Source organism: Methylobacterium sp. Leaf93, assembly GCF_001422345.1.
In the GTDB taxonomy this organism is placed as follows: Bacteria; Pseudomonadota; Alphaproteobacteria; order Rhizobiales; family Beijerinckiaceae; genus Methylobacterium; species Methylobacterium bullatum.
Window position 1 is genome coordinate 133732 of record NZ_LMMS01000028.1, and the last position, 13240, is coordinate 146971.

Below are 13240 nucleotides of genomic sequence, written 5' to 3' on the forward strand. Positions count from 1 at the left end.
GACGAGGGATGTCTTGGAGCCGGCCCAACCCCTCACAGCAAGGAGACACTGCGACCGGGAGTTTCGAGGCCCTCGGGCTTCGCGGGATTGTTTCTAGACCTTACGCGCCACCGTGAACCGCGCCGCTTCCCGCAGAGTCTGGGCCTTGTCGCCCCAGGCGGAGACAGCCTCCTCGCAGATGCCGACGAGGCGGTCGCATTCGGCGCGGGCTCCGTCGATGCCGAGCCGGTCGACGAGGGTCGCCTTGCCGGCATCCTTGTCCTTGCCGGTGGCCTTGCCCATGGCTTCCGGCGAGGCCTCGCGGTCGAGGATGTCGTCGGCGATCTGGAAGGCCTGGCCGAGGGCGAGCCCGTAGCGCCACAGGGCGGCGCGCTGGTCGGGTGTCGCTCCGCCCACGAGGGCTCCCGCATCCACCGAAAATGCGAGAATGGCGCCGGTCTTCATCGCCTGGAGTTGGAGCGTGTCCTCGACGTCCAGGGAGACGGCGCCGAAGCGTCCTTCCGCGCCCAGATCGAGGATCTGCCCACCGACCATGCCGCCGAGGCCCGAGGCCTTGGCGAGGCCCAGTACGAGGTCCGCGCGGATCGACGGGTCCGGCTGCCATGCGGAATCGGCCAGGATTTCGAAGGCGAGGGTCTGGAGGGCATCGCCGACGAGGATGGCGGTGGCTTCGTCATAGGCCTTATGGACGGTGGGCTTGCCGCGCCGCATGTCGTCGTCGTCCATGGCCGGCATGTCGTCGTGGACGAGGGAGTAGCAATGGACGAGCTCGATGGCCGAACCGGCGGCCAGCGCCCCGGCCTCGGAGCCGCCCAGCATCCGGGCGGTCTCCACCGCCAGGAACGGGCGCAGACGCTTGCCGCCGCCGAGAACGGCGTGGCGCATGGCCTCCATCAGGCGAACGGGCCGCGTGATCTCGCCCGCCTGCGTCTCGGGACCGAGGCGTTCGGCCAGAAACGCCTCGACGGCGTCGGCCACGCTCGAAAGCTTGTGGGAAAACGCCTGGGAAGCGTCCGCCTTGACCGAAGCGTGGGATGCTTTTGGTGAGGTCATCGTAAGAAGGGCCTTGGTCAAGAATGGGCGCGTCGTTGTGCGGGAGGTACGGATTCAGGAACGGCGCGACGGCGCGGCGGAAGACAGCGATTCGCGATCACGCCATGCGCGCGATCTCGATTCCATCCGCCAAGGACGAAGGAAACATTGGGTGAGGCGGTTCGTCGGCCTCGTCATGCTGCTCCCCGTCATGTTGCTGGCCCTGATTCTTGTTCTGGGGCTCGTCTATAGTGCGCTGACGCCGCCCTCAACCCTGATGCTGGCGCGATGGGTGAGCGGTAAGCCCGTCAGCCGGGAGGCCGTCCCCCTCGATGCGATCTCGCCGTTTCTCGTCCAGGCTGTCATCGCGTCCGAGGACCAGCGCTTTTGCCTTCACAACGGCGTCGACTGGGGCGCCCTCCGCGACGTGGTGGATGATGACGAGGGGCCGAGCCGCGGGGCTTCGACCATCTCCATGCAGGCCGTGAAGAACGTGTTTCTCTGGCCGGGCCGTTCCTTCATCCGGAAAGGCCTCGAAATTCCCCTCGCGGTCATGGCCGACGCCCTGTGGGGCAAGCGGCGGATGATGGAGGTCTATCTCAACATCGCCGAATGGGGGGAGGGCGTCTACGGCGCCGAAGCCGCTTCGCAGCGCTGGTTCGGAAAAGGCGCGCGGAACCTCAGTCGCAGCGAGGCGAGCCTCCTCGCCGCCGTTCTGCCGAATCCGATCCAGCGCAACCCGGCCCTGCCGTCGCGGGGCGTGCGCGCAGTCGCCGCCCGCATCCAGGCAAGAATGAACGGTGTCGGCGGATTGATGGGCTGCCTTCGCTGAATCCGAACACGTGGAGGCTCACCGCGACTCGTGCCATAGAGCCCTCCATTGCCCGGCAGGCGGCCGGGGCCGGCCCGTGATGGGGCGGATACGAGGCAAGACGAACACCACATCGGTAGCGGACACGACATGGCCGACAGCACAACCTTCGACCTCACCCTCGAGCGGATCGCCCTGATCCGCCGGATGGTGGTGGCCTGGAACCCGGCCGGGCAGGGCGCGCCCATCGTGCATCCCGACGCACCCTATGGCAGCACCGACCGCGACGGGGACATCTTCAACGTCACCGGGGACGATGACGGGGCGGACGAGGAACATCGGGCGCTCGGCGATGCGCTCGCGGTCTTCCTCCACAACGCGGTTCTGAAGCCGGGGCGCTACGCCTACCACAACACCCTGGCCAAGTTGTCTTCGGAGGATGTCGGCGACGTGTTTCGCGACGAGGCGACGGGGGAGACGCCCGAGCACGTCACCTTCGACGTCACGGCCGAACATCTGGCTCTGATTCCGAAGCTCAACCTGCTCTGGGACGAGGCCCGCGACGTCCCCGCCTTCGACACGGCAGAGCCCTATGGGGTGGGAACAGAACTTCCCTCCGTGCATCACGAGATGCAGCCGGTCTTGCAGATCTTCCTGCGGTACGGCGATCTCGCCCCCGGCCTTTTTGGCAAGGCCGGCAACCGCTGGGCCGCGGTCTGAGCGCCGCTTGAACCCCTCCCCGCGACGGGGGAGGGGTGGATTCTTCAGGCCTATGCCCCGAGCTTCTTCTTGCGCTGGGCCAGGGTGCGCAGGCGCAGGGCGTTGAGCTTGATGAAGCCCGCCGCGTCGCGGTGATCGTAGGCCACCGCGCCCTCCTCGAAGGTAACGAGGTCCTGATCGTAGAGGGAGTTCGGGCTGGTGCGGCCGATGACGTGGATGCCGCCCTTGTAGAGCTTCAGCCGGACCTCGCCGGTGACCATTTCCTGGCTCTTGTCGATGAGAGCCTGGAGCATCTCGCGCTCGGGCGAGAACCAGAAGCCGTTATAGATCAGCTCCGCATATTGCGGCATGATCTGATCCTTGAGGTGCGCCGCGCCCCGGTCCAGCGTGATCGATTCGATGGCGCGGTGGGCCGGCAGCAGGATCGTGCCGCCCGGCGTTTCGTACATGCCCCGGCTCTTCATGCCGACGAAGCGGTTCTCCACGAGATCGAGGCGGCCGATACCGTTGTCGTGGCCGAGCTGGTTGAGCTTGGCCAAAAGCGTGGCAGGTGACAGTGCCTCGCCGTCGATGGAAACCGCGTCGCCCTTCTCGAAGCCGATCGTGACGATGGTCGGGGTGTCGGGGGCCTCTTCCGGCGAGAGGGTCCGCGAGTAGACGTAATCCGGCACCTCATCGGCCGGATCTTCCAGGACCTTACCCTCGGAGGAGGCGTGGAGAAGGTTCGCGTCCACTGAGAACGGGCTCTCGCCGCGCTTGTCCTTGGAGATCGGGATCTGGTGCTGCTCGGCGAAAGCGATCAGCTGCTCACGGCTCTTGAGGTCCCATTCGCGCCAGGGGGCGATGACGGTCACATCGGGCTTCAAGGCATAATAGCCGAGCTCGAACCGGACCTGATCGTTGCCCTTGCCGGTGGCGCCGTGACAGACCGCGTCGGCGCCGAGACGCTCGGCGATCTCGATCTGCTTCTTGGCGATGAGCGGGCGGGCGATGGAGGTGCCGAGGAGATAGACGCCCTCGTAGACCGCGTTGGCACGGAACATCGGGAAGACGTAGTCGCGCACGAACTCCTCGCGCAGGTCTTCGATGAAGATGTTTTCCGGCTTGATGCCGAGCAGTTCGGCCTTCTTTCGCGCGGGCTCGAGTTCCTCGCCCTGGCCCAGATCGGCCGTGAACGTGATGACCTCGCAGCCATAGGTGGTCTGCAGCCATTTCAGGATGATCGAGGTGTCGAGGCCACCGGAATAGGCGAGCACGACCTTGTTGACGGGCTTCGGATTCGCGTCTGACATGGGGCTCGCTTCGGTTCTCGTGACGTGGGGGCGACTTATCAGCCGAGAGCCGCGTCGTGCAACCGGCATGCCGCAGGAGACGTTGCAGAGGTATCGGCCCCGCTTTCCACGGCCGCGGCAGCGGACCCTGTTGCCGCCCTGGGCGCGACAGCCGAAACTGCGTAATCCGACCCCACTCTTGATCCCACGCCGGAGATTCGACGAATGCCGAGACGGCCGACCCTCGAATTCTGGTACGAGTTCTCCTCCACCTACTCCTACCTGGCGGCCATGCGGATCGATGCGATGGCGCAGGCCGCCGGCGTCGACCTGCGATGGCGGCCGTTTCTCCTGGGGCCCATCTTCGCCAGCCAGGGCTGGAATTCCTCTCCGTTCAATCTCTTCCCCGCCAAGGGACGGCATATGTGGCGGGACGTAGAGCGTGAGGCGGCGCGGCAAGGCCTGCCGCCGCTGAAACGGCCCGACCCGTTCCCGCAGAACAGCCTGAGCGCCACGCGCGCAGCCACCTATGGCATGGATCACGACTGGCTCGTTCCGTTTTCGAAAGCCGTCTACGAGACCCAGTTCGCCGTTGGGCACTCCATCGCCGAACCCCAGGCCGTGGCCGGAATCCTCAACCGGCTCGGTCTCGACGGCACCGTGATCCTCAAGGCCGCGGCTCTGGAGGGCAACAAGGGGCGTCTGCGCGTCAACGGAGAGGAGGCGCGCTCGCGCGGCATCTTCGGCGCCCCGACCTTTTTGACCGGCGACGGCGAATTGTTCTGGGGCAACGACCGGCTTGAGCAGGCTCTCGCCTGGGCGACCGGGGACCGGCCGGGGGCGATGCGATAGGCGCCACTGATCCCTCTCCGAAACGGCCGGGTTAATTCGAGGCCGCGAGGCGGCGTCATGAAAAAAGATCGGTCGCGAGCCTTGTCGGGCCGCGACCGCATTTCTCGCTTCGATAGAATCAGGACCGGTGAAGCTTCAGGCAGCCTCTTGTGAGGCCGTTCTGACTTTCTGCGTGGCCTCGTCGACCTCTTCGGTGGAGCGGGCGATTTCGCTGAGGCTACCGGTGATGAGGGTGACGCCGTTCGAGGCGGTCTGCATGCTGGCCGACATCTCACGGGTGACGGCGCTCTGCTCCTCCACCGCGGCCGAGATCGCGCTCGCGACCTCGTTCAGAGTCATGATCGTGTCCTGGATCGAGGTGATGGCCCCCACCGCGTCCTGCGTCGCCTGCTGGGTCGACGCGATCTGAGCGGTGATCTGTTCGGTGGCCTTGGAAGTCTGGGCGGCCAGCGCCTTCACCTCGGTGGCGACCACGGCGAAGCCCCGCCCCGCCTCACCGGCCCGTGCCGCCTCGATCGTGGCATTGAGTGCGAGAAGGTTGGTCTGTGCCGCGATGCCCTGGATCAGGGCGACGACCTCGCCGATCCGGGTCGCCGCACCGGACAGGCCGGCGATGATGGTGCCGGTTTCCTGAGCCTGCCTGACCGCCTGACCGGAAATCTCGGACGCGTGAGTGACCTGCATGCTGATCTCGGACACCGAGGCCGCAAGCTCCTCGGCGCCGGACGCCACGGTCTGGATGTCGGCGGAGACCTGCGTCGAAGCCAGCGCGGCCTGACCGGCCTGCTGCGACGCACCGGAGGCGGATCCCGCGATGGCGTTGAGGTCGGTAGCGATCGAGATCTGGATGTCGGCGCGGCGCTTGCGCTCCAGCACCTGCCGCGTCACGTCGATGCAGAATTTGACGACCTTCAGCGGGCGTCCTGCACGGTCGAGGATCGGGTTGTAGGTGCCCTGAATGAACACCTCGCGGCCGCCCTTGGCGATCCGCCGGTACTCGTCGGCCTGATACTCGCCGCGGCCGAGCTCGTCCCAGAAGCTCTTGTATTCGGCGCCGGCGCGCAGAGCGGGATCGACGAACAGGCTGTGATGCTTCCCCTGAATCTCGGACAGGTCGTAGCCCATCACGTCGAGGAAGTTCCGGTTGGCAGTGAGGATGGTGCCGTCGAGGGCGAACTCGATCACCGCCTGAGAGCGGTGGAGGGCCTTGATCTGACCCTCGTTGTTGATCGACTGCATCACCCGTTCGGTGATGTCGGACGAGAACTTGACGATCTTGGTGGTCTTGCCGTCGCGTCCGAGGATGGGATTGTAGGTGGCCTGCAGCCAGATCTCGCGCCCGCCCTTGCCGATGCGCTTGAACTCGCCGGATTGGAAGGTGCCGGCGGCCAAGGCGGTCCAGAAGGCACGGTAATCCTGGCTCTCCCGGAACGCCGGTTCGACGAACAGGCTGTGGTGCTTGCCCTGGATCTCGGACAGTTCGTAGCCGATTGCAGCAAGAAAATTCCCGTTGGCCGTCAGTACCTTGCCATCGGTATCGAATTCGATGACCGCCTGAGAGCGATCCAGTGCGTCGATCTTGGACCGGCGATCGTTGTTCGTGAAGAAGTTCATCACCCTATTTGACGCGTAAGGGTTGGGGGTGGATCGCCGCGCTCGACCCTGCAATCTTTGATACGCACGCGTTTCTATCTGCCAAGTTAACGAGATCATCAATGGATCGCAAAAATCAGAAATCGCCCATCACGATAGCGTTATAAAAAGTGAACAAGATGTATTTGTATTTCAAATCAGGTGAGTGCACTCGCCATTGAGTTTAGTATTTCTCAAATAGAACTATATATTTCCGTATAAATCTATGTCAGTTCTGCCTTCAGGATTATACAATGTCGACTGTTTCTCGGATTATTTTGATATTTGGTAAGACGAAGCGGAGGCCCTTTTAGGTGCCCAGTTCTGGGACATGGAACGATATCTCATTGACGGACGGACTGGTTGTGCCGGAACGATCCCCGTTGCGGGTACCGGCGGACTGGATACGGTCACGAACCGGGATTAAGAGGCGCGACCTGCGGTGCCGAATGATTGGAAGCCGCGCACATTCGAGGCTTGGTTCCCATGACCATCGACCGTCGAACTTTCCTAACCGGGGCCGTGAGCCTAGCCTCTCTCGTCGCCTCCTCCGGCACGAGTGTGGCCCAGGGATACGGCCAGACCTTCAAGGTCGATAACGACGACGGCCGACCCATCGCGAACACGCGGCTCCCGGGCGAGATCGTCGGAGAAATCCCAGCGTTGAAGGGTGTCACATACGTGGGCGCCCGCGAGGCGGAAATCACGCTCTACGAGTTCTTCGACTACAATTGCCCGTATTGCCGGAAGGCGGCGGTCGACATGGTGTCGCTCGCCGCAAGCGATGCCGCTTTGCGGATCGGGCTCGTCAACAATCCGATTCTCTCGCCGCAATCGGCGCAGGCGGCGAAGGTCGCCCTGGCGATCCAGCGCAAGCTGGGCTCAGCCGCAGCCTGGACGCTCTACCAGAGGCTCCTCGCCAAGCCGGGCAAGATCGACGGCAGCGGCGCGCTTCAGGTTGCCGCCCCCCTGGGTGTTTCCGCTTCCGAGATCGAGACGATCGCCGACAGCGACGAGGTGCGACTCGCCCTGAGGGCGCAGATGCGGATGGCCGCCGACCTCGGCCTCGTGGCGACTCCCTCCTACGTCCTCGGCAATACCGGCCTGCTCGGGCATCCGGGAGCGAAATCCCTCGCCCGGATGATCGGCGCCATGCGCCGTTGCGACCAGATCGCCTGTTGACGGTCCTCGTCGTAGGCCCCGACCGATGCCACCCGGTCCGCGCCTCACCTTCGCCATCGTTTGCGCGGATTGGGGATGATCGCATGACCGCGCGCCGCACAAGCTTATGCAGAGCCGTCTTCGTCTTGCGCCTCCCCAACACGCATGCTAGGCCCTCGCCGCGCCGGGAGGACGGGTTTCAGACCTGTATTTCGAGGCGGTTCCCATTCCTGACGGTTTCAGAGCCGACGCCGAGAACGGTGTCATGGGCCGGAACCTCGGGCCGGATTAAAAGAGAGAGTGGCGCGTGGCGCAGACCAGTTCCGAGGCGGGTTCCCCGGTTGCAGGCGTAGCAGGTCGCTATGCCTCCGCACTGTTCGAGCTGGCCCGCGACGAGCGCCAGATCGATGCGGTGGCCGCGAGCCTTCAGCAATTCGACGGCCTTTTGAACGAGAGCGCCGACCTGATGCGCCTCGTGCGCAGCCCGGTCTTCACCGGCGAGCAGCAGGAAGCCGCCATCGGCGCCATCCTCGACAAGGCCGGGATCACTGGGCTCGGCGCCAACTTCATCCGTCTCGCCGCCGCAAACCGGCGCCTGTTCGTGCTGCCGGACATGATCCGCTGCTTCAATCGGCTCGTGGCTGCTTCGAAGGGCATCGTGCGGGCCGAAGTCACGGTGGCCGAGCGCCCCTCCGACGCCGTCCTTGAAGAGATCAAGGCTTCTTTGCGCGATGTCGCCCGGTCCGAGATCGATCTCGACCTGCGGGTGGATCCGGCCCTGATCGGCGGTCTCATCGTCAAGATCGGCAGCAGGATGGTGGATGCGTCCCTGCGGACCAAGCTCAACGGTATTCGACTCGCGATGCGGGAAGCCTGAGGTCGGCGCCCCGGCGCACGACCGCTCCCGTTTTCTCCACAGCAACTTCGTTCCGAATTTAAAGAGGCCAGACGATGGACATCCGCGCTGCCGAGATCTCCGCGATCCTGAAAGAGCAGATCAAGAATTTCGGCCAGGACGCCGAAGTCACCGAGGTAGGCCAAGTGCTCTCCGTAGGTGACGGCATCGCCCGCGCCTACGGCCTCGACAGCGTCCAGGCCGGCGAGATGGTCGAGTTCGAGTCGGGCGTGCGCGGCATGGCTCTCAACCTCGAGCAGGACAACGTCGGCATCGTGATCTTTGGGTCCGATCGCGACATCAAGGAAGGCCAGACCGTCAAGCGCACCGGCGCCATCGTGGACGTACCGGTCGGCAAGGCACTCCTCGGCCGCGTCGTCGACGCGCTGGGCAACCCCATCGACGGCAAGGGCCCCATCGCCACCACCGAGCGTCGCCGCGTCGACGTGAAGGCGCCCGGCATCATCCCGCGCAAGTCGGTGCATGAGCCGATGGCCACCGGCCTCAAGGCCATCGACGCCCTGATACCCGTCGGCCGCGGCCAGCGCGAGCTCATCATCGGCGATCGCCAGACCGGCAAGACCGCCATCGCCCTCGATACGATCCTCAACCAGAAGCCGGCCCATGCGGGCACCGACGAGAACGCCAAGCTCTACTGCGTCTACGTCGCCATCGGCCAGAAGCGCTCCACCGTCGCGCAGTTCGTGAAGTCCCTCGAGGACAACGGCGCGCTGGAATACTCCATCGTCATCGCCGCCACCGCCTCCGACGCGGCACCGATGCAGTTCATCGCCCCCTTCGCCGGCTGCGCCATGGGTGAGTATTTCCGCGACAACGCCATGCACGCCGTGATCGTGTACGACGATCTCTCCAAGCAGGCCGTGGCCTACCGCCAGATGTCGCTGCTGCTGCGCCGCCCGCCGGGCCGCGAAGCTTATCCCGGCGACGTGTTCTACCTGCACTCGCGCCTGCTCGAGCGCGCCGCCAAGATGGGTGACGCCGCCGGCAACGGCTCGCTGACCGCGCTTCCGGTCATCGAGACCCAGGCCAACGACGTCTCGGCCTACATCCCCACCAACGTGATCTCGATCACCGACGGCCAGATCTTCCTCGAGACCGACCTGTTCTACCAGGGCATCCGTCCGGCGGTGAACGTCGGCCTCTCGGTGTCCCGCGTGGGCTCGTCGGCACAGACGAAGGCGATGAAGAAGGTCGCCGGCAAGATCAAGGGCGAGCTCGCCCAGTACCGCGAGATGGCTGCCTTCGCGCAGTTCGGCTCGGATCTCGACGCCTCGACCCAAAAGCTCCTGAACCGCGGCTCGCGCCTCACCGAGCTCCTGAAGCAGCCGCAATTCTCGCCGCTGAAGATGGAAGAGCAGGTCGCGGTGATCTATGCCGGCGTGAACGGCTATCTCGACGCTCTGCCCGTGTCGAAGGTCCGTCCCTTCGAGGACGCGCTGCTCTCGACCCTGCGCACCAAGCACGCCGACCTGCTCACCAAGATCCGTGACTCGAAGGATCTGTCCGACGACAGCGCGAAGACGCTGAAGGGCGTCGTCGAGAGCGTCGCCAAGTCGCTGGCCTAAAGCCAGTCGATGATCCCCTCCCTTAGCGGGGAGGGGACTGGGGTGGAGGTGTGCCGGACCGGCCGAGACCTCTTCGACACCACCCCCAACTCCGGCTCTTCCTCACTCGAGGGGAAGAGAGATGGCGTCGAACTGCACCGAACGGATCTGGAAGTCACCCCATGGCGAGTTTGAAGGATCTGCGTAACCGCATCGCTTCGGTGAAGGGCACGCAGAAGATTACCAAGGCGATGCAGATGGTCGCCGCCGCAAAGCTGCGGCGGGCGCAGAATGCCGCCGAGAACGCACGCCCCTATGCCGAGAAGATGTCCCAGGTGCTCGGTAACCTCGCCGCGAACCTCGTCGGTGGCGTCCAGGGTCCGAAGCTTCTGTCCGGCACGGGAGCCGATAAGGTTCACCTGCTGGTTGTCTGCACGGCTGACCGCGGCCTCTGCGGCGGCTTCAACTCGTCGATCGTGCGTTTGGCCCGCGAGCACATCCGCACGCTGACGGCCGAGGGCAAGACGGTGAAGATCGTCACGGTCGGCAAGAAGGGCTACGATCTCCTGCGTCGCCAGTATCGCGACCAGATCATCGAGAGCCGTGACCTGCGCGGCAACAAGCCGGTGGATTACGAGTTCGCCGCCGAGATCGCGCAGAGCATCATCTCGCGTTTCGACGACGGCGAATTCGACGTAGCGACGCTGTTCTATTCGCGCTTTCGCTCCGTCATCGCCCAGGTGCCGACCGCCCAGAAGCTCATCCCGGCCGAGCTGCCCGCAGCCGGGGGTACAGCTCCGGATGCCGCTCTGGAGTTCGAGCCGAGCGAGGAAGCGATCCTCGACACGCTCCTGCCGCGCAACCTCACCGTCCAGGTATTCCGTGCTCTCCTGGAGAACGCGGCCTCCGAGCAGGGCGCACGCACGGGCGCCATGGATTCCGCCACGCGCAACGCGGGCGAGATGATCAAGAAGCAGACGCAAATCTACAACCGCACGCGTCAGGCCATGATCACCAAGGAACTCATCGAAATCATCTCGGGTGCCGAAGCGCTCTAAGCGCTACCTGTCGCCCTGACCGCAACATATTCGAAGGACCCGTAACATGGCGAACACCGCTCTCCCCGGCGCCGGCTCCAACAAGGTCGGCAAGATCACCCAGGTCATCGGCCCCGTGGTCGACGTTCACTTCGACGGCCACCTGCCGGAGATCCTCAACGCCCTTGAGACCAAGAACAACGGCAACCGCCTCGTTCTCGAAGTGGCCATGCAGCTCGGTGAGAACACCGTGCGCTGCGTCGCCATGGACACGTCGGAAGGCCTCGTTCGTGGCCAGGAAGTCACCGACACCGGCGAAGCCATCAAGGTACCGGTCGGCTTCAACACCCTCGGCCGCATCATGAACGTCATCGGCGAGCCGATCGACGAGGCCGGCCCGATCCAGTCGGACACCCTGCGCGCCATCCACCAGCCCGCGCCGTCCTACGCAGAGCAGTCAACCGAGTCGCAGATCCTCGTCACCGGCATCAAGGTGGTCGATCTCCTCGCCCCTTACGCCAAGGGCGGCAAGATCGGCCTGTTCGGCGGCGCCGGCGTCGGCAAGACCGTGCTGATCATGGAGCTCATCAACAACATTGCCAAAGTGCACTCCGGCTACTCGGTGTTCGCCGGCGTCGGTGAGCGCACCCGCGAGGGCAACGATCTCTACCACGAGATGATCGAGTCCAAGGTCAACATGGACCCGAAGGAGAACAACGGCTCGGCCGAAGGCTCCAAGTGTGCGCTCGTCTACGGCCAGATGAACGAGTCCCCCGGCGCCCGCTCGCGTGTCGCGCTGACCGGCCTCACCATCGCCGAGGATTTCCGCGACCAGGGCCAGGACGTGCTGTTCTTCGTGGACAACATCTTCCGCTTCACCCAGGCCGGTTCGGAAGTGTCGGCTCTCCTCGGCCGCATCCCTTCCGCCGTGGGCTACCAGCCGACGCTGGCCACCGACATGGGCGCCCTGCAGGAGCGCATCACCACCACCACCAAGGGCTCGATCACCTCGGTGCAGGCCATCTACGTGCCGGCCGACGATCTGACCGATCCGGCCCCCGCCGCCTCGTTCGCCCACTTGGACGCAACGACCGTGCTGTCCCGCTCCATTGCTGAGAAGGGCATCTACCCGGCCGTCGATCCGCTGGACTCGACTTCGCGCATGCTCAACCCCGCCGTTCTCGGTGAGGAGCATTACGACGTCGCCCGCCGCGTCCAGCAGACCCTGCAGCGCTACAAGGCCCTGCAGGACATCATCGCGATCCTGGGCATGGACGAGCTCTCGGAAGAGGACAAGCTCACCGTCGCCCGCGCCCGCAAGATCGAGCGCTTCTTCTCGCAGCCCTTCTCGGTGGCCGAGATCTTCACCGGCTCGCCCGGCATCCAGGTCCCCCTGGCTGACACGATCAAGGGCTTCAAGGGCCTGGTGAACGGCGATTACGACGATCTGCCGGAGGCGGCGTTCTACATGGTCGGCACGATCGAGGACGCCAAGGAAAAGGCGAAGAAGATCGCCGCCGCGGCCTGAGCGCATGAACGCCAAGATTGGCCTTCTCCTCGTCGGACTCGTGGTCGGCGCCCTGGCCGGGTATCTTACCCGGCCTCAGGCTGCCGAGATCAAGATCGGCGACTTCAGCCTTGAGGTTCAGGGCGACAAGCCGGCAGGTACCAACGGCGGCTCATTGACCACCGGCCAGATGCAGCACATCGGCATCTTCGCCGTGATCGGTGCGGCCCTCGGCCTGGGGGTTGGCTTCGTCGCCGGTCGGGCACGCGCCTGAAACACATTATGGCGCAGGGCTCAGGCCGCTGCGCCATCGGTTCTAAATGACAACCCGAATCGGGACTCGCGACGTCATGGCCACTTTCCAGTTCGATTTCGTCGGCCCCGAGCGGACGGTCTATTCCGGTCAGATCGAGGCCGTGCAGCTTCCCGGCGTCGAGGGCGAGATGACCGTGCTGCCGGGTCATGCTCCGGTTCTCACCGCCCTCAAGGTCGGCGTCATCGTCATCAACGAGGCGGGGCATGCCGGCAAGCGCGTGCTGGTGCGCGGTGGCTTCGCCGATATCGGTCCGACTATGGTCACCGTGATCGCCGAGCGAGCTAACCCGTTCGAGGAAATCACTCCCGATTCCCTCGACAAGGATATCGCCGCCCTCGAATTGCAGCGCGATGCCACCGAGGATTTCGCCAAGAAGGATGAGATCACCGGCCAGATTGTCCAGCTTCAGGACGCCAAGGTCGCCCTCAACTTCTAATTCCG

The 13240-nt window shown here is 64.8% G+C and carries 13 protein-coding genes; 10 read left to right on the forward strand and 3 right to left on the reverse strand.

Translation table 11 applies throughout. The features are described from left to right. Positions 1-93 precede the first annotated feature (93 nt). Positions 94-1053, reverse strand: coding sequence for a polyprenyl synthetase family protein (locus tag ASF26_RS18340; protein WP_026176129.1), 960 nt, complete (start codon positions 1051-1053; stop codon positions 94-96). Positions 1054-1177: 124 nt separating this feature from the next. On the opposite strand from ASF26_RS18340, the gene mtgA reads away from it, so the two are divergent. Next, positions 1178-1864, forward strand: a complete 687-nt coding sequence (gene mtgA / locus ASF26_RS18345) for a monofunctional biosynthetic peptidoglycan transglycosylase (protein ID WP_339161556.1) — start codon at positions 1178-1180, stop codon at positions 1862-1864. Positions 1865-1993: 129 nt separating this feature from the next. Beyond that, the gene (locus ASF26_RS18350; RefSeq protein ID WP_056257331.1) at positions 1994-2563 is read left to right on the forward strand and encodes a hypothetical protein; all 570 of its coding nucleotides are present in this window, start codon (positions 1994-1996) and stop codon (positions 2561-2563) included. A 50-nt stretch (positions 2564-2613) separates the two neighbouring features. Here ASF26_RS18350 and ASF26_RS18355 read toward each other — a convergent pair whose 3' ends face one another. Further along, positions 2614-3855, reverse strand: a complete 1242-nt coding sequence (locus ASF26_RS18355) for an argininosuccinate synthase (protein ID WP_027172262.1) — start codon at positions 3853-3855, stop codon at positions 2614-2616. Positions 3856-4059: 204 nt separating this feature from the next. Here ASF26_RS18355 and ASF26_RS18360 point away from each other — a divergent pair, with 204 nt between their 5' ends. After that, positions 4060-4686, forward strand: a complete 627-nt coding sequence (locus ASF26_RS18360) for a 2-hydroxychromene-2-carboxylate isomerase (RefSeq protein ID WP_018044920.1) — start codon at positions 4060-4062, stop codon at positions 4684-4686. A 135-nt stretch (positions 4687-4821) separates the two neighbouring features. Here ASF26_RS18360 and ASF26_RS18365 read toward each other — a convergent pair whose 3' ends face one another. Further along, on the reverse strand, positions 4822-6300 hold the full coding sequence (locus tag ASF26_RS18365) for a PAS domain-containing methyl-accepting chemotaxis protein (protein WP_056257335.1): 1479 nt from the start codon (positions 6298-6300) through the stop codon (positions 4822-4824). Positions 6301-6804: 504 nt separating this feature from the next. On the opposite strand from ASF26_RS18365, the gene ASF26_RS18370 reads away from it, so the two are divergent. The 7 genes from ASF26_RS18370 (at position 6805) to atpC (ending at position 13235) form a co-directional block, all read left to right on the forward strand. Next, on the forward strand, positions 6805-7500 hold the full coding sequence (locus ASF26_RS18370) for a DsbA family protein (RefSeq protein WP_056257338.1): 696 nt from the start codon (positions 6805-6807) through the stop codon (positions 7498-7500). A 286-nt stretch (positions 7501-7786) separates the two neighbouring features. Further along, entirely contained in the window at positions 7787-8356 is a 570-nt protein-coding gene (locus tag ASF26_RS18375) for a F0F1 ATP synthase subunit delta (protein ID WP_056148001.1), read from the forward strand. Positions 8357-8430: 74 nt separating this feature from the next. After that, entirely contained in the window at positions 8431-9960 is a 1530-nt protein-coding gene (gene atpA / locus ASF26_RS18380) for a F0F1 ATP synthase subunit alpha (protein WP_018044916.1), read from the forward strand. Positions 9961-10121: 161 nt separating this feature from the next. Further along, positions 10122-10997 carry a F0F1 ATP synthase subunit gamma gene (locus tag ASF26_RS18385; protein ID WP_018044915.1) on the forward strand — a complete coding sequence of 292 codons (876 nt, stop codon included), beginning with the start codon at positions 10122-10124 and terminating at the stop codon, positions 10995-10997. A 46-nt stretch (positions 10998-11043) separates the two neighbouring features. Then, on the forward strand, positions 11044-12504 hold the full coding sequence (atpD, locus tag ASF26_RS18390; protein ID WP_056257341.1) for a F0F1 ATP synthase subunit beta: 1461 nt from the start codon (positions 11044-11046) through the stop codon (positions 12502-12504). Between the two features lie 4 nt (positions 12505-12508). Continuing rightward, positions 12509-12757: a hypothetical protein gene (locus ASF26_RS18395; RefSeq protein ID WP_056257344.1), complete on the forward strand. Its 249-nt coding sequence runs from the start codon at positions 12509-12511 to the stop codon at positions 12755-12757. A gap of 76 nt (positions 12758-12833) precedes the next feature. Further along, a complete protein-coding gene (atpC, locus tag ASF26_RS18400; protein WP_056257347.1) occupies positions 12834-13235 on the forward strand; it encodes an ATP synthase F1 subunit epsilon in 402 nt (133 codons plus the stop codon). The last annotated feature ends 5 nt before the right edge of the window (positions 13236-13240 follow it).